Consider the following 15,930-nt stretch of genomic DNA (forward strand, 5'->3'; position numbering starts at 1 on the left):
TCCCCCTTCGGCACTCCACCATGGAGCGCGAGTCCGCTAAGATGTAGCCATACTACATGGAAGGAGCTCGCGATGACCCTCGACGTCGAGCAGGCCAGCGAAGAGTCCACCGACACTCTCCTCGAGCGCATCACCCGGCAAGTGCCCCACCTGCGCCGTTCCGAGCAGAGGGTCGCCGCGATCGTCCTCGACGACCCCGTCAGCGCCGCGCAGTTCACGATGGCGGGTCTGGCCGAGGCCGCCGAAGTGAGCGAGCCCACGGTCATGCGCTTCTGCAGCTCCGTGGGGTGCGAGGGGTTCCAGGACTTCAAGATCCAGCTGGCGCAGACCCTCGCCCTCGGTCTCCCGGTGACGCACTCGTCGATCACCGCCGACGACTCCCCGGGCGATGTGGCGGAGAAGATCTTCGACCACACCATCTCGAGCCTCGACCGTGCCCGGCGCACCCTCGCACCGGCGGCCGTCGAGAAGGCGATCGCCGCGATCCTGGATGCCAGCGACATCCTCTTCGTCGGCTTCGGCGCGAGCGGCGTGATCGCTCAGGACGCGCAGCAGAAGTTCCCCCTGTTCGGCGTGCCCTGCCAGGCGCCCGAGGACTTCCACCAGCAGTTCATCGCCGCCACCATGTCGGGCCCGCGCAGCGTCACCGTGGCGATCTCGAACACGGGCCACACCGAGCAGACCCTCACCGTCGCGCGCGCCGCGCACAAGGCCGGCGGAACCGTCATCTCGCTCACCGGGCGCACGAGCCCCCTGTCGGAGATGGCCGACGTCCCCCTGATCGTGCGCACGTTCGAGGACACCGACGTCTACACGCCGTCGACGAGCCGCCTCGCCGGCCTCGTCGTCATCGACATCCTCGCCACGGGCGTCGCCCTGCGCCGCTCCCCCGAGCACACCGCGGCCGTGCGGCGCATGAAGAGCGAGCTGGCGGCGATGCGCCAGTCCGACGACACCGGCGAGGACCCGTCGTGATCGCCACGGTCCTGGTGACCTCGCGCTCGTTCGGCTCGGGGGCGTTCGACGCCGCGGGGGCGCTCGCCGACGCCGGGTACCGGCTCGTCCGCGCCGGCTCCGCGCACCGGCTCGACGAGCTCGCCCCCCTGCTGGCCGAGGCGGACGGGTGGATCGCCGGAACCGGGCCGGTCACGGCCGCGCACCTCGAGCTCGCGCCGCGGCTGCGCGGCATCGCGCGCTACGGCGTGGGCGTCGACAACGTCGATCTGGTCGCCGCCGCCGCGCGCGGCATCCCCGTCACGAACACGCCGGGTGCGAACTCCGCCGCCGTGGCCGAGCACACCCTCGCCCTGCTGCTCACCGCTCTGCGCGGCATCCCGGCCGCCGACCGCCGGGTGCGGGCGGGCGACTGGTCGGGCCGTTCCGCGCGCGAGCTGTCGGCACTCACGGTGGGAGTCGTGGGTCTCGGGCGCATCGGCCGCCTCGTCATCGAACGGCTTCGGGCGTTCGGAGCCACCGTCCTCGGTGCCGATCCCTGGGTCGATCCGTCCGACCCCCTGTTCGAGAGCGTGCAGCGCACCGATGTGGCGGAACTCGCGAGCCGCTGCGATGTCGTGACACTACACGCGCCCGGAGGGCAGACGGTGATCGACGAGCGCTGGCTCGCGACCGACGAGCGCCCCGTGCTGCTGGTCAACACCGCGCGCGCCGACCTCGTCGACGAGGAGGCCGTGGCGCGCGCCGCGCGTCGCGGACGCGTGATCGCGTACGCCGCCGACACCCTCGCGACCGAGAATGTGGGCGAGACGGGGTCGCCCCTGCTGGCCGACGATCTCGCCGACCGCGTCGTGCTGACCGCGCACCTCGGGGCCCAGACGCGCGAGGGCGTCGACGGGATGGGGCGCATGGCGGTCGCCGACATGCTGGCCCTGCTGCGCGGGGCGGCCCCCGCGCACCCCGTGCCCGCATGACTCCCTTCGTCCGGACGGCGATGGGCGACGTCGCCCCCGAGACCCTGGGGCGCGTCGACTACCACGAGCACCTGTTCCAGGTGTCGCCGCTCCTGCCCGGCGACGACCTCGACGACGAGGACGCCGCCCTCGAGGAGACGCGCCAGTTCGCGGCATCCGGATTCGAGACGATGGTGGATGCCACCCCCCTCGGCCTCGGGCGCCGTCCGGCGGCCACGCGGCGCATCGCCCGGGCAGCCGGGGTGACCGTGGTGCTGACGACCGGCCTGCACCGCCGCGAGCACTACCGCGACGGCGACCCCCTCCTCGACGCGGGGGTCGACGAGCTCGCCGCGGCGTTCGAAGCCGATCTCGTGGCGGGGGCGGCCGAGCCAGGCGGCGAGCGCAACCCGGCGGTGCGCGCCGGCGTGCTGAAGGCGGGCCTCGGCTACTGGCGCATCGACGCGCACTCCACCCGCACGATCGAGGCCGTCGGTCGCGCCCACGCCGCGACCGGCGCTCCCGTCATGGTGCACCTCGAGCACGGGACGGCGGCGTTCGAGGCGCTCGCGGCCCTCGATGCCGTGGGGGTCGCGGCCGACCGCGTGGCCCTGGCGCACATCGACCGCAATCCCGACCCCGTGCTCCACGCCGAGCTCGCGGCCACGGGCGCCTACCTCGGCTACGACGGTCCCGCGCGCGCCCGGGAGCACCCCGACGCGGTGATCCTCGACTGCCTCGTGCGAGCGGCGGAAGCCGGGGCCGCCCGCCGCATCCTCCTCGGCGGCGACGTCGCCCGCCGCACGCGGTACGCCGCATACGGCGGCATCCCGGGGCTGCGCTATCTCGGCGAGCGCTTCGTGCCGCGCCTGCGTCGCGAGGGCGGGGGCGACCTCGCCGATGCGGTGCTCCGGCGCAATCCCCAGGCCTGGCTCGCCTGGCGCTGACGACCGCGTACCCGGGCCGCGCTCCGTTGGGGGGAGCACGGCCCGGGGCCGGCGTCAACGCAGCGCGGGCCGTGCGACGGGCACGAGGTCGTTGGCCGAGCGCAGGACGGGCGCGCGGCCGAACGCCTCCGCGTCGAGGCCCGCGGGGGCGTCGATGCGGAAGACGGCCGACTCCCCCGGGAGCAGGGTGACGAGGGCGCGATCCACGCGCGCCGCGGGGTGCACCCGGTCGACCAGCAACGTGACGTCCTTCGCGACCGCGCGCGCAACGGCGGTCGCTTCGTAGCAGCCGTCGACGGCCCGCACCGATACCGACACGGGTTCGGGGTCGAGAGCGAGGGCGGGGTCCTCGGCGAAGAACCAGAACGCCCGTCCGCCGCCCGGCAGCTCCGCGACGAGTACCTCTTGCGCGGCGTCCTCGGTGGTGCGGACCTCCTCGGGCACCTCCAGGAGTGCCGCCGAGCGGGCGGCGACGCGCACGGGTCGTTCGACGCGCGCCCTCTCGACCCCGTCGAGGGTCAGGCGACGTAGCGCGACGGTCCCGGTCCACTCGTCGTCGTGGTCGTCGTGGAGCGCGAGCACGAGACCCTCCTCGCGCGGCTGGAACGACGCGAACCGGTCGGCGAACACGGCGCGCAGGGCGTGCCACAGTGGCTTCCGGTGGCCGTGGGAGTCGACCGCCGCCCACGAGATGACCGGCCAGCAGTCGTTGAGCTGCCAGACGATCGCCCCCTGATTGAGGGGGTGCAGCGACCGGAAGTGCGCGATGCCGAACGCCACCGCGCGGGCCTGGTTGAGCTGCGTCGCCCAGTGCCAGTCGTCGATCGTGCGGGGCGCGGCGATGTGGGACCCGAGCCCGCGTTCGAGCTTGCCGTTGCCGTCCACGGCCTTCTGATGCACGAGCATCAGGGGACCGTAGGGATCGGCGGGCTCGTCGTGCACGACCGAGAAGAGCGTCGACCACGCCGGCGGGCCCTGGAACCCGAACTCCGACACGAAGCGCGGGCGGTAGTCGCGGTAGACGTCGTAGTCGACCTCGTTCCACACGTCCCAGATGTGCGTGGTGCCGTGCGCGGGGTCGTTCGGGTGCACGTACCTGCTGAACCCGTAGGGACTCCCCGGCGAGTAGGGGGTCGCGGGCGCGAGGTCGGCGACGACCCCGGGGAACAGCTCCTGGTAGTACCCCTCGCCCCACGTGGCACCGCGCAACCGCGGCCGCCACTTCCAGTCCACCCAGCCCCAGATGTTCTCGTTGCCCCCGTTCCACACCACGAGGCTCGCGTGCGGGGCCAGGCGCGTGACGTTGTCGCGCGCCTCGGCGGCGAACTCGTCCCACAGCTCGGCGTCCTCGCTGTACGCCGCACACGCGAGGAGGAAGTCCTGCCAGACGAGGATGCCGTTCTCATCGGCGAGGTCGTAGAAGTCGTCGGACTCGTAGATGCCGCCGCCCCAGACGCGCAGGAGGTTCATGCCGGCGTCGGTCGTGTCGCGGAACCGCTCGGCGAGCCGTTCGCGGGTGATGCGGGAGAAGAAGGTGTCCTCGGGGATCCAGTTGGCCCCGCGCACGTAGACGTCGCGGCCGTTCAGCCGCACGACGAACGGGGCGCCGTCATCGTCGGGGGTCGTGTCGATCTCGACGGCACGGAAGCCGATGCGCTTCTCCCAGCGGTCCGGCCCGGCCGTGACGACGAGCGACGACAGCGCGGGCGCGCCGTATCCGCGCGGCCACCACAGCTCGGCATCCGGGATCACCGCCTCCAGCACGGCGCTCGTCGCCTCCGCCGCGACGACCGCCTCGAGGACGCTCCCCGCGACCTCGGCGCGCACGGCCACCTCGCCCGCGGCCTCGCGCTGCACCTCGACCTCGACGCGCAGGCGGCGCGGGTCGCCGCCGACGCCGGTCTGGGGGCGGACGGCGGCCAGACGGCATCCGCTCCACGCGTCGATGCCGATCAGGCGCCAGATCCCGCTCGTCACCAGCGCGGGGCCCCAGTCCCACCCGAAATTGCACGCCGACTTGCGGATCGCGTTGAAGGGATGCTCGTACGAGTGCGGACGTTCCCCGAGCACGGCCTCGCGCTCGCGGGCGTACGCGATCGGCGAGGCGAACTCCACGCGCAAGCGGTTCTCGCCCTCGCGCAGGATGCCGTCGACCCGCCAGCGGTACGTGCGGTGCTGATTGCGGGTCCGGGCGATCTCCACACCGTTCAGGGTCACGTGGGCGACGGTGTCGAGGCCCTCCGCGACGAGGTCGTGCACCGTCTCCCCGTCCGGGCTCCAGGTGAAGGTCGTCTCGTACGCCCAGGCGTTGTGCCCGATCCACGCCAGCAGCGCCTCGTTGTCGTCGACGTACGGGTCGGGGATGAGACCGGCGGCGAGGAGGTCGGTGTGCACGACGCCGGGCACGGTCGCGGGGATCGGATGCGCGGGGATCGCCGCGAACGACGCCGGGATGTCGCCGCCGGCGTGGTGGAGCATCCACCCGTCGGTGATTGCGGAAAAGCTCATCCTCCAGAAGTAGCACAACTACCTGTAGCAGCCCCATGTTGGCGTCCCGAGACGGGGAATTGCCTCCTCGTGCAACTTTCTTGTAGTCTCACTACTCAGCGACCGTCGCGGTCGCGCGTGAAGGAGATCCACTGATGTGCGCCGCTGCACGACCGGCCGAACCCGCCCGACTGTCGGTGGATGCCGCCCGCGGGCTGCTCGACGGACGGTCCGAGAGATACGAGAAGCGTCTCGGCGACCTCGCCGGGGTCTACCGCGACGGGGCCGCGTTCGTCGAAGCGCTCGGCCGCGATACCGGCGAGCCCGTGTACTGGGTCGAGAGCAGTACGCCCGAGACCGGGCGGGGCGCTCTGACGATCGGGCTGAGCGTGCTGCGTCCCGGCCGCATCGGCGACGAATTCGCGATGACGCGCGGGCACCTGCACGCGCAGTCCGAGTTCGCCGAGCTGTACTACGGCCTGTCCGGATCGGGCGTCATGCTGCTGGAGTCCGTCGACGGCGAGTCGCGCGCGCTGCCGATCGGCCCCGGGGTCGTCGTGCACGTTCCCGGCGGATGGGTGCACCGCAGCGTCAACGTCGGCGACGACACCCTCGTCACCCTCTTCGCCTACGCCACCGAAGCCGGTCAGGACTACGGGCTCATCTCCGACGCAGGCGGGATGCAGCAGCTCGTCGTCGCCGACGGCTCCGGGTGGACCACCCGGGCCAACCCCGACCACGGGGGCTACCGTGCCTGACGCAGACGCCGTCCTGGCCGACCTCGCCCGCCACATCGACATCAGCTGCGTCCAGGCGCAGCACGATCGCGACGACGTCGACGAGCTTGCGCGGCGCGCGGTGGCGGGCGGCTTCGTCAGCGCCCACGTGCTGCCGAACTGGCTGCCCCACCTCCGCGACCGCCTCGAAGGGAGCGCCGTGCTCGCCGGCTCGCCGGTCGCCTTCCCCAGCGGCGGCGCGACCACCGCGACCAAGGTCGCCGAGGCGACCGAACTGCTCGAGCTCGGCGCACAGGAGCTCGACGTCGTCGTCGCGATCGGGCGCCTGCGCTCCGGCGACGGCGCATACGTGGAGCGCGAGCTCGCCGCGGTCGCCGAGGTCGTCGACGGCCGGGTTCCGCTGCGCGCGATCCTCGAGGTCGGGCGCCTCGACGACGACGACATCCGCCGCGGCGTCGACGCCGCCGTGGCGGCCGGCATCCCGTGGATCAAGACGGGAACCGGATGGTCGGGCGTGCCCACCTCGCTCGCCCACATCCGCCTGATCGCCGAGCGCGCAGCCGGCCGCGCCGCGCTGAAGGCGGCCGGCGGCATCCGCGACATCGACACCGTCCGCGAGATGGCCCGGCTCGGGGTCACCCGCTTCGGCATGAACGCCGACGCCGCCCTCATCGCCGTCTCGGCCTCGAAGGAGAAGCCATGACCTTTCCCACCCTCACCGCCGAGACGCTGCGTCCGGCGACCGTGCCGACGCTGTACTTCATCGGCGTCACCACGGGTCGCTCGTCCATCCAGCACGTCTTCCCGCTGTGGGCCGAGCACCTCGGACTGACGGATGCCGTGCTGCAGGGCATCGACCTGCCGCTGCACGCGCCCGCCGAGGACTACCGCCGCGTCGTGCGCTTCATCGCCGAGGATCCGCTGAGCCTCGGCGCTCTGGTGACCACGCACAAGATCGACCTGTACGCCGCGTGCCGCGACCTGTTCGACGAGGTCGACCCGTTCGCTTCGCTCATGGGCGAGACGAGCTGCCTGTCCAAGCGCGACGGCCGGCTCGTGTGCCACGCCAAGGACCCCATCTCCAGCGGACTCGCGCTCGACGCCTTCCTGCCCGACGGGTTCTGGGCCGGCGGCCCGGCCGACGCGCTGCTGCTGGGGGCGGGCGGCTCCACCATCGCCATCAGCTGGTACCTGTCGCAGCGCGAACGCGGGCTCGATCGCCCGGCCCGCATCGTCGTCACCAACCGCTCGGCCGGTCGCCTCGACCACCTGCGCGAGATCCACGCCTCGCTGCCGACCGACACCCGGTTCGAGTATTACCTGACCCCCACCCCCGCCGACAACGCCCGCGTGCTGGCCGACCTCGCACCGCGATCGCTCGTCGTGAACGCGACGGGCCTCGGCAAGGATGCCCCGGGCTCGCCTCTGCCCGATGACGCGGTCTTCCCGCAGGACGGCGTAGCGTGGGACCTCAACTACCGCGGGGACCTGGTGTTCCTCGACCAGGCTCGCGCGCAGTCCGATACCCGCGCCCTGCGCGTGGAGGATGGGTGGATCTACTTCGTGCACGGATGGACGCAGGTCATCGCCGAGGTGTTCGACATCGACATCCCCACCTCCGGGCCCGCTTTCGAGCGGCTGAGCGACCTCGCCCTGGCCACGCGCTGACCGATGGGGCCGCTCGCTCTCGCCCTCGACCTCGGCACCGGGGGCTGCAAGGCCTCGCTGTGGTCGGCGGACGGCCGGTCGCTGTCGGAGACGGTGGTGACCTACACCACCTCCCACCCCGCGCCGGGTCGCGCCGAACAGCGACCCGAGGACTGGTGGGATGCCGTGACCGCGGCCACGCGCACCGTGCTGGCGGCGGTACCCGGCGCTCGTGACGCCGTGATCGGCATCGCGCTGTCGGGGCAGAGCCTGGGTGTCGTGCAGGTCGACGCGCGCGGCGGACTGGTCTCGCAGACGACCCCGATCTGGTCGGACACCCGCGGCCGCAGCGCCGACGTCTTCGAGCGCATCGACGAGGACTCCTGGTACCTGCGCACCGGCAACGGCTTCGGCGCCGCGCTGTACCCCGTGTTCAAGGCGCGGACGATGCAGCGCGAGGACCCCGAGCAGTGGTCGCGCACCCGATGGCTGCTCGGCTCGAAGGATTGGATCACGCTCCGCCTCACGAGTGAGATCGCCACCGATCACTCCATGGCATCCGGCACCGGCGCCTACGACCTCACCACGGGCGCGTACGACGACGAGGTGCTCGAGGCGACGGGCATCGACCGCTCGCTGTTCGCCGCCCCGCGCGAGGCGGCCGAGGTCGTCGGCACGCTCCGCCCGGAGGCCGCCGAGGCGCTCGGCCTTCCCGCGGGGGTCGCCGTGCACGCCGGCGCGGTCGACAACGCGGCGATGGCGCTCGGTTCCCGCGGAACGCGGGAGGGTCGCCTCTACGCGGCGCTCGGATCGTCGAGCTGGATGACGGTGACCTCCCGCGCGCCGGTGGTCGACGTCGTCACCCGCCCCTACGTCTTCCGCCATGCCGTTCCCGGCCTGCACGTCAGCGCGCTGTCGACCTTCAGCAGCGGGACGACTCTGACGTGGCTGCGCGACCTGCTCGCGCCGGGCGGCGACATCGGCGAGCTCATCGACCGCGCCGACGGCAGCCCTCGCGGCGCGCGCGGGGCGGTCCTCGTGCCGACGCTCGCGGGCGGCACGCCGCTCGAGGGCGGCAGCGGCGTGCGCGGCGCGCTCACCGGTCTCGAGCTGGGCACCGGCACCGCCGACCTCGTACGCGCGTGCCTCGAGGGCGTGGCCTTCGCCCTCGATCGGAGCCTGCGCCACATCCGCGCGCTCGGCGGTCTGCCCGGCGACGCCGATCTGCTGGTGTCGGGCGGCGGCAGCCGGTCGCCCCTGTGGAACCGCATCTACGCCGACGTGCTCGGCACCCCGCTGCTGCGCACCTCCGTCGACCAGCAAGCCGCCACGCTCGGCGCTGCAGCGCTCGTCTTCGTCGGTTCCGGGACGTGGAGCTCGTTCGACGCCGTCGACGACGCGCACGAGGAGCTCGAGCGCATCGTCCCCGACCCCGCCGGCGTCGCCGCCTACGACGCGCTCCGCGAGCGCTTCGCCGCCGCGTCCGACGCCGCCGCCCTGTTCGCCCGAACCCTCCCCGCGAAAGAGACCCCATGACCTCCCTCCCCCTCGTCGTCATCACCGGCGCCAGCTCCGGGATCGGCGCCGCGACCGCGCGCGCCTTCTCGGCCGCCGGCCACCCCCTGCTGCTCATCGCCCGCCGCCTCGCGCCGATGGCCGCCCTCGAGCTGCCGGATGCCGAGCTCGTCGAGGCCGACGTGACCGACACCGCCGCCGTGTCCGCCGCCCTCGCCCGCGCCGAGGAGCGCTTCGGCCCGGTCGACCTGCTCGTGAACAACGCCGGCCTGATGGCGCTGTCCGCGGTGGCGGAGCAGGACCCGGCGCTCGTGCAGGAGCAGTTCGACGTCAACTGCGTGGCCCTGGTGAAGAACTCGCAGCTCGTTCTCCCCGGTATGCAGCAGCGCGGCCGCGGCACCATCGTCAACATCGGCTCGATCGCGGGCAAGCAGCTCTACGACAACCACGTCGTCTACAACGGCACCAAGTACGCCGTCCACGCCATGACCGAGGGCCTGCGTCGCGAGAACGCCGCCCACGGTGTGCGCGTCGTGCTCGTGGCGCCGGGCATGGTCGACACCGGCCTGCTCGGCAACACCGGCGAGGGAGACGTGCTCGACGGTTACAACGCGTACAAGAAGAGCATCGGCGGGGGTCTCGTGCCCGACGACATCGCCGCGGCGATCCTCACCGCCTACCAGCAGCCGCAGCACGTGAGCTTCCGCGAGATCGTCGTGGCGCCCACCTCGCAGGACGCGTGAGGTGACGACCATGCTGAACGGCAGCCGCATCGTGCCCGTCGTCGTGCTCGACGACGCCTCCTTCGCCCCCGACCTCGCCGACGCCCTGGCCGCGGGCGGCATCCCGTGCGCCGAGATCACCCTGCGCACCCCCGCCGCCCTCAAGGCGATCCGCGCGATCGCCGGCCGCTCGGACTTCGCGGTCGGAGCCGGCACCGTCACCACCGTCGCCCAGGTCGACGCGGCGGTCGACGCCGGGGCGACGTATCTCGTCTCGCCCGGCTTCGACGACGCCGTCGCCGAGCGCGCCGCCGCGCGCGGGGTACCGCTCGTGCCCGGTATCGCGACGGCCACCGAGATCCAGCGGGCCGTGGCCGCGGGCCTGGACCACCTCAAGGTCTTCCCGGCCGCAGCCGTGGGCGGCCCCGCGGCCCTGAGGGCCTTCGCGGGTCCGTTCCCCGACGTGCGGTTCCTCCCCTCCGGCGGGGTGTCGGCGGCCAACGCGGGCGAGTACCTCGCGCTGCCGTCGGTGTTCGCCGTCAGCGGGTCGTGGATGGTTCCCTCGGCGGCACTGTCTGCCCGGGACGCCGAGACCGTGCGCGCGCTCTCGGCGGAGGCCACCGCGGCGATCGGCGTCCCCGCGGCCTGAACCCCGTTCCGCGCCCTCTCGCGCGCCGACGCCCCGGCACGCGAGAGGGCGCATCGGGGCGCCCACACGCCCGCCGCGTCCCGTCGAATACGTAGCTTCACTACCTTCACTACCTCGCGCAACGCGGCCTCTTCCGCGTCATTCCGCCACTTGCGTCCTCCACGACGAACGCATAGCCTCGCTCTCGTCACCCCCGGCGTAGCAGGACTACATTCTCACGTGGCTCCTCGCGCCATCCCCGCATCAATGGCGATAGGAGATCCCATGAGTCGACGGCGCACAGCCCTCGCCCTCACGGCGGCGACCAGTGTCGTCGCCAGCGCCCTGCTCCTCCCGACCGCGGCGTCCGCGGCCGACGAGCAGCGCACCGTCACCGTCCACCTCGATCAGACGGTGCAGGAGGACTACCTCGGCGTCGGCGTCAACGTCATCCCGTGGAGCCTGCTCGAGGGCACGACGAAGTACGGCTACGACGACGCCGACTGGGAGGTCGACGTCGAGCGCATCCAGACGCTGCGGCCGAAGGTGGCGCGCGTGTGGTTCCAGATCGACTGGATGGAGCTCGAGAAGGGGCAGTACGACTTCGAGAGCCCCGAGATGCAGGCGTTCTATCGCTATCTCGACGCCTTCAAGAACGCGGGCACCGAGATCGAGCTGAACTTCGGATGGAAGGTCGGCGAGCGCGTCCACGACTGGTTCACGATCCCGGGCGCCCCCGACCCGTACATCTCGGCACCGGCCGACCTGCCGGCCTACGGCGCCTCGGCGTCCGCGCTGCTGCAGAACCTCTTCGACCGCGGTTACGACAACGTCGACTATCTGACGTTCTACAACGAGCCCAACGGCAGCTGGGACTTCTGGGCACCCGGCGACGAGAAGGCCTACTACGCCGATATGGCGCGCGCCGTGAGCGACCGGCTGACGGCCGACGGCCTGCGCGACGACGTGCAGATCTGGGGCCCGGAGGAGGTCAACGCGGTCGAGTGGACCCAGTACATGGCCGAGAACGCCGGCGACGTGTTCGACCAGTACTCGTTCCACCTGTACGGCGAGTCGTACGACGCGATGGGGAATGCCATCGCCCAGCGTCGCGCGGTGATCGGCGAGGCCCCGCTGAACCTCTCGGAGATGGGGTGGACCAACCCCGGCACGAGCGTGTGGGAGACCGGGTACGCCAACTACATCGTCCGCAGCGCCAACGACGGCGTGCACTCGAACCTCATCTGGCAGCTCAACGGCGTCATGACCGGCGACCCCGCCGGCGACACGAACGGCTCCTACAACCTGTGGGATTCGCTCATCCTCGGCCTCGCGCCCACGGCCGCGTTCTACGAGGCCGGACCGTTGATGCGCTACGTCCCGGCGCACAGCACCGTGCTCGGCACCGAGGTGTCGGATGACGACGTGCGTGCCACGGCGTTCCGCGCTCCGGACGGTGAGCTGACGGTTCTCGTCGAGACGCAGGAGGGTGCCTCGAAAGACGTGCGCGTACAGTTCGAGGGCGGCGACGCCACCGACGACTTCACCCGCATCCCCTACACCGATGCGATCGCGCAGCCCGAAGACAACGCGCTGCTGCCGGCCTCGACCGGCACGCTCACGCCCACGGGCAACGCCTTCACCGACGACACCGTCGGCGCCGAACACAGCTACGCCATCTACACCACGGCGCCGGCGTCCACGCAGGTCGCGATGACCCCCGTGCGCTCCGAGGTCGCCGGCGGCGGCCAGGTGCAGCTCGACGCGAGCGTGATCGACGGCACCGGCACGCCCACCTGGTCGGTCGTGGGCGACGACAACGGCAGCGTGGATGCGAACGGCGTCTTCACCGCTCCCGCGGTCGACACCGAGCGCAGCGTCGCGGTGCGCGCCACCCTCCCCGACGGGGAGTACGGCGTCGCCCTGGTCGAGGTGACCCCGGCGAGCACGGCGGGGGTCACCGACGCCCCGGTGTTCAGTCTGCCCGGCGGCATGTACCCGTCCATCGAGGCCGTGACGATCACCAGCGGCACTCCGGACGCGCAGATCTACTACACGACCGACGGCAGCGAGCCCACGGCATCCTCCCCCGCGTACACCGGGCAGATCTTCCTCGAACCGCTCAAGACGACCTATCTGCGGGCCGTCGCGATCGCCCCGGGCGACAGCGCCTCGGGCGTGACGTCGCGGCTGTACAAGGTGCTCGACGTGCAGAACGCACCCGACGGGTACGCGTTCTGCCAGTACGCCGACGGCGGCACGTGCGTCTTCGACGGCGAGGCGAATGTGGCCTTCGGCTCCGCGGGACAGTTCGTGTTCGGCACCTTCACCGACGGCGTCGAGTGCACCGTCGCGTCGTTCGGCTCCGACCCGAACCCGGGCGGCGACAACCGCTGCTTCATCAACCCCGACGTGTCGGAGGAGCCGCCGCTGGTGAGCATCCTCAACGCCGGGTTCGAGCGTCCCGCGACCGGCGGGACGGCGAACGGTCCGATGGTGAACGGCTGGACGTTCAGCGCTCGCGCCGGCATCCAGCACAACAACAGCGTGTTCGTCCCCGCCTCGCCCGCCCCGCAGGGCGAGCGCACCGCGTACCTGAAGAGCGACTCGGGGCTGGCGAGTCGCATCGACCAGACCGTGGTGTTCCCGGCCGGCACCTACGCGATTACGTTCGCCGCGGCGAACCGCGTCGGTTTCGGCGGGCAACAGGAGTTCGACGTGCAGGTCGACGGGCAGACGCTCGGTCACTACGTCCCGGTGGGCGGCGACTACCGGTACTACGAGACGGAGCCGTTCACCGTGACGCAGGGCGAGCACACGATCTCGTTCGTGGCGACCACCACCGAGGGCGACAACACCGGATTCGTCGACGACATCCGCGTGGTCGCCGCCGACGACACCCCGTCCGACACGACGGCCCCCACCGTGACGGTCAAGCAGGGTGCCGAGTTCACGCAGGGCACGGCCGAGGCCTACGACAAGGTGAGCTTCAAGCTGTACGACGCCGGCAAGATCGATCGCGCCACCATCAACGGTGTCGTGAAAGACCTCGTCGACAACGAGTGGTCCGACGTGAACTTCGTCGCACCGGGCGTCTTCGGCGCCGTCTCCGGCGACAACACGATGGTCGTGCAGGATGCCGCCGGCAACACCACCACGGTGGAGTTCCGCCTGCGCTGACCTGCGCTCGCTCGGAGCCCGCTCGCGCCTCGGCGCGGGCGGGCTCTCGCGCGACGACCCCTCGCCGGGGAGGTCGTCGGAGGAACGCCGTCAGGCCGGGCCGCTGTCAACGCCCGCGCGCCGACCGCCGATGTCGACCTACCGTGCCGCCATGGCAGTGAACCGACTCTGGCTCGTCCGACACGGTGAGAGCGACGGGAACGTCGCCGCATCCCAGGCGGAACGCGACGGCTCGCCGGTGATCGCGCTCGACACCCGCGACGCCGATGTGCAGCTCTCCCCGGTCGGACGCGAACAGGCCGAGGCGCTCGGCACGTGGCTCCGCGGGGTCGAGTCGAGCATCGACGAGTACTGGTCGTCGCCCTACCGCCGCGCCCTGCAGACGCTGTCGGTCGCGAGCGGATCCCCCGCGCCGAACGCGCTCGTCGACGAACGACTCCGCGACCGCGAACTCGGCATCCTCGACCTGCTCACCGCGAAGGGCGTCGAGGAATTGCATCCGGAGGAGGCCGCGCGCAGACGGCACCTCGGCAAGTTCTTCCACCGACCCCCGGGCGGGGAGTCATGGGCCGACGTCGCTCTGCGGCTGCGATCGTTCCTCGGCGAGGCCCTCGATCGACCCGGGCCGACCGTGCTCGTCGTCGCGCACGACGCGGTCATCATGCTGATGCTCTACGTGCTGCTCCCCCTCGACGAGGCGAAGCTGCTGGCGTTCGCCTCCACGCACACGGTGCGCAACGCGTCCGTGACCGAGCTCGTGCGGCGCGACGAGGGGTGGGAGCTGGTCTCCTTCTCGGCCGTCGACCACCTCGAGAGCGAGGGCGCCGATGTCACCGTGCACTCCGGAGAAGACGATGCCTGACAAGACCGTGCCCGCGAAGACCATGCCCGAACCCGTCACCCTGGCGTTCCTCCGCGCGTGGGGCGTGCCCGACCCGGGCGGCTCGAAGAAGTCGCGCGGGCAGATCGTCGTGGTCGGCGGGTCCCGCCGCTCCCCCGGCGGCGTGCTGCTGTCGGCCGAGGCCGCGCTGCGCGTGGGAGCGGGTCGCGTCGGCATTGCGGCGCCCGCCGGAGTCGCCGCCGGCCTCGGCCCCGCGATGCCCGAAGCCGGCGTCTACGAGCTGCCCACCGGTTCGGATTCCGTCGACGTTGCCTTGGGCTCGGCGCTGGACTCCGCGGATGCCGTGCTCCTGGGTCCCGGCTTCGACGACCCGGATGCCACCCGCGCGGCGCTGCACGCCGTGGCCGAAGCCGAGGTGGCCCGGCTCGTGCTCGACGCGTTCGCGCTCGGCATCCTGCCCTCCTTCGATCGCGGCCTGCTGCCGCCCGACCTGCTGATCAACGCGAACGAGGAGGAGGCCGAGCTGCTGCTCGAGCGAGACCTCGGCCGCGACCGCGCGGCCGACATCTCCGAGATCGCCGAGCGCTACGACGCCGTGGTGCACTGCTTCGGCACGGTCGCGCATCCCGACGGCCGCTGCTGGCAGGCCGAGCCCGGCGGGTCGGGACTCGGCACGGCGGGCAGCGGCGACGTGCTGTCCGGTGCGATCGTGGGCCTCGCCGCGCAGGGGATGGATGCCGAGCGCGCGGCCGTGTGGGGCGGATGGACGCACGCGCGCGCCGGAGACCGGTTGACCGAGCGCGTCGGCATCGGCTTCCTCGCGCGCGACCTGCTGCCCGAGCTCACGGCCGTGCTGCACGAGAGCTGAGGGCGGCGACCCGGGCGGACGGGCGTCGTCGTCAGTGTCGACCGCTGTTGCGGTCCCACTCGAGCGAACGGTACTGCAGGTAGGTGCAGAGGTTGGCGGCGACGACGATCTCGGCCCCCAGTGCGCCCATCTCGTGGGGCGGTGCCGTCAGATCCTCCGGTCGGGCCGTGAGGGTCATCTCCCACGCCGGGTCGTCGAAACCGCGGGGCTCCATGTAGATGCTGGCGCGCGCCTTGCGCAGTCGCATGATGACGAGACCCGTGTCATTGGTGCGTTCGCCGTCCTGCTGCGCGACCACAATGTCGGCGCCATTGCTGTTGCCGGCCGCGAGGAAATCGTCGACCCATTCCTGCAGAACGGCGGCGTTGCGTCGGGGCGGAAAAGGGATCTCCTCGGTCACGCATTCATCCTCTCATTGAAACCACTTCCCGGGCATTCGCGCGGTTCGCAC

14 protein-coding genes are annotated in these 15,930 nt (G+C 72.1%); 12 read left to right on the forward strand and 2 right to left on the reverse strand.

Going from position 1 to position 15,930, the window contains the following annotated elements; translation table 11 throughout:
- The first annotated feature begins 72 nt into the window (after positions 1-72).
- The 3 genes from RWH45_RS03115 to RWH45_RS03125 are packed head-to-tail and all read left to right on the forward strand — an operon-like array spanning position 73 to position 2,854.
- Positions 73-975, forward strand: a complete 903-nt coding sequence (locus tag RWH45_RS03115; RefSeq protein ID WP_315993456.1) for an SIS domain-containing protein — start codon at positions 73-75, stop codon at positions 973-975.
- The gene (locus RWH45_RS03120) at positions 972-1,928 is read left to right on the forward strand and encodes an NAD(P)-dependent oxidoreductase (RefSeq protein WP_315993457.1); all 957 of its coding nucleotides are present in this window, start codon (positions 972-974) and stop codon (positions 1,926-1,928) included. Before RWH45_RS03115 ends, RWH45_RS03120 begins: the two co-directional genes overlap by 4 nt.
- Positions 1,925-2,854: a phosphotriesterase family protein gene (locus RWH45_RS03125; protein ID WP_315993458.1), complete on the forward strand. Its 930-nt coding sequence runs from the start codon at positions 1,925-1,927 to the stop codon at positions 2,852-2,854. Before RWH45_RS03120 ends, RWH45_RS03125 begins: the two co-directional genes overlap by 4 nt.
- A gap of 54 nt (positions 2,855-2,908) precedes the next feature.
- Here RWH45_RS03125 and RWH45_RS03130 read toward each other — a convergent pair whose 3' ends face one another.
- Positions 2,909-5,362 carry a glycoside hydrolase family 2 protein gene (locus RWH45_RS03130; RefSeq protein ID WP_315993459.1) on the reverse strand — a complete coding sequence of 818 codons (2,454 nt, stop codon included), beginning with the start codon at positions 5,360-5,362 and terminating at the stop codon, positions 2,909-2,911.
- A gap of 134 nt (positions 5,363-5,496) precedes the next feature.
- Between RWH45_RS03130 and RWH45_RS03135 the strand changes: the two genes are divergently transcribed.
- The 9 genes from RWH45_RS03135 (at position 5,497) to RWH45_RS03175 (ending at position 15,479) form a co-directional block, all read left to right on the forward strand.
- On the forward strand, positions 5,497-6,099 hold the full coding sequence (locus RWH45_RS03135; protein WP_315993460.1) for a glucose-6-phosphate isomerase family protein: 603 nt from the start codon (positions 5,497-5,499) through the stop codon (positions 6,097-6,099).
- Complete coding sequence (gene deoC / locus RWH45_RS03140) at positions 6,092-6,781, forward strand: deoxyribose-phosphate aldolase (protein ID WP_315993461.1); 690 nt, start codon at positions 6,092-6,094, stop codon at positions 6,779-6,781. The genes RWH45_RS03135 and deoC overlap by 8 nt, the downstream gene beginning before the upstream one ends.
- Positions 6,778-7,746, forward strand: a complete 969-nt coding sequence (locus tag RWH45_RS03145; protein ID WP_315993462.1) for a shikimate dehydrogenase family protein — start codon at positions 6,778-6,780, stop codon at positions 7,744-7,746. Before deoC ends, RWH45_RS03145 begins: the two co-directional genes overlap by 4 nt.
- Positions 7,747-7,749: 3 nt before the next feature.
- The gene (locus tag RWH45_RS03150) at positions 7,750-9,261 is read left to right on the forward strand and encodes a xylulokinase (RefSeq protein ID WP_315993463.1); all 1,512 of its coding nucleotides are present in this window, start codon (positions 7,750-7,752) and stop codon (positions 9,259-9,261) included.
- Positions 9,258-9,983 carry an SDR family oxidoreductase gene (locus RWH45_RS03155; RefSeq protein WP_315993464.1) on the forward strand — a complete coding sequence of 242 codons (726 nt, stop codon included), beginning with the start codon at positions 9,258-9,260 and terminating at the stop codon, positions 9,981-9,983. Before RWH45_RS03150 ends, RWH45_RS03155 begins: the two co-directional genes overlap by 4 nt.
- 10 nt (positions 9,984-9,993) lie before the next feature.
- Positions 9,994-10,611, forward strand: coding sequence for a bifunctional 4-hydroxy-2-oxoglutarate aldolase/2-dehydro-3-deoxy-phosphogluconate aldolase (gene eda / locus RWH45_RS03160; RefSeq protein ID WP_315993465.1), 618 nt, complete (start codon positions 9,994-9,996; stop codon positions 10,609-10,611).
- 264 nt (positions 10,612-10,875) lie between these two features.
- Positions 10,876-13,770: a chitobiase/beta-hexosaminidase C-terminal domain-containing protein gene (locus tag RWH45_RS03165; protein WP_315993466.1), complete on the forward strand. Its 2,895-nt coding sequence runs from the start codon at positions 10,876-10,878 to the stop codon at positions 13,768-13,770.
- 151 nt (positions 13,771-13,921) lie between these two features.
- On the forward strand, positions 13,922-14,632 hold the full coding sequence (locus tag RWH45_RS03170) for a histidine phosphatase family protein (protein ID WP_315993467.1): 711 nt from the start codon (positions 13,922-13,924) through the stop codon (positions 14,630-14,632).
- Positions 14,625-15,479 carry an ADP-dependent NAD(P)H-hydrate dehydratase gene (locus RWH45_RS03175; RefSeq protein WP_315993468.1) on the forward strand — a complete coding sequence of 285 codons (855 nt, stop codon included), beginning with the start codon at positions 14,625-14,627 and terminating at the stop codon, positions 15,477-15,479. Before RWH45_RS03170 ends, RWH45_RS03175 begins: the two co-directional genes overlap by 8 nt.
- Before the next feature lie 31 nt (positions 15,480-15,510).
- Here RWH45_RS03175 and RWH45_RS03180 read toward each other — a convergent pair whose 3' ends face one another.
- Positions 15,511-15,879, reverse strand: coding sequence for a hypothetical protein (locus RWH45_RS03180; RefSeq protein WP_315993469.1), 369 nt, complete (start codon positions 15,877-15,879; stop codon positions 15,511-15,513).
- Positions 15,880-15,930 lie beyond the last annotated feature (51 nt).

The organism is Microbacterium galbum, from assembly GCF_032464915.1.
GTDB lineage: Bacteria > Actinomycetota > Actinomycetes > Actinomycetales > Microbacteriaceae > Microbacterium > Microbacterium galbum.

What these genes read in the sequence shown, in the direction of transcription:
- RWH45_RS03115 (WP_315993456.1), top strand. Translation starts at nt 73, where the DNA reads ATGACCCTCGACGTCGAGCAGGCCAGCGAAGAGTCCACCGACACTCTC.
- RWH45_RS03125 (WP_315993458.1), top strand. Translation starts at nt 1,925, where the DNA reads ATGACTCCCTTCGTCCGGACGGCGATGGGCGACGTCGCCCCCGAGACC.
- RWH45_RS03130 (WP_315993459.1), bottom strand. Translation starts at nt 5,362, where the DNA reads ATGAGCTTTTCCGCAATCACCGACGGGTGGATGCTCCACCACGCCGGC.
- RWH45_RS03135 (WP_315993460.1), top strand. Translation starts at nt 5,497, where the DNA reads ATGTGCGCCGCTGCACGACCGGCCGAACCCGCCCGACTGTCGGTGGAT.
- RWH45_RS03145 (WP_315993462.1), top strand. Translation starts at nt 6,778, where the DNA reads ATGACCTTTCCCACCCTCACCGCCGAGACGCTGCGTCCGGCGACCGTG.
- RWH45_RS03150 (WP_315993463.1), top strand. Translation starts at nt 7,750, where the DNA reads ATGGGGCCGCTCGCTCTCGCCCTCGACCTCGGCACCGGGGGCTGCAAG.
- RWH45_RS03155 (WP_315993464.1), top strand. Translation starts at nt 9,258, where the DNA reads ATGACCTCCCTCCCCCTCGTCGTCATCACCGGCGCCAGCTCCGGGATC.
- eda (WP_315993465.1), top strand. Translation starts at nt 9,994, where the DNA reads ATGCTGAACGGCAGCCGCATCGTGCCCGTCGTCGTGCTCGACGACGCC.
- RWH45_RS03165 (WP_315993466.1), top strand. Translation starts at nt 10,876, where the DNA reads ATGAGTCGACGGCGCACAGCCCTCGCCCTCACGGCGGCGACCAGTGTC.
- RWH45_RS03170 (WP_315993467.1), top strand. Translation starts at nt 13,922, where the DNA reads ATGGCAGTGAACCGACTCTGGCTCGTCCGACACGGTGAGAGCGACGGG.
- RWH45_RS03175 (WP_315993468.1), top strand. Translation starts at nt 14,625, where the DNA reads ATGCCTGACAAGACCGTGCCCGCGAAGACCATGCCCGAACCCGTCACC.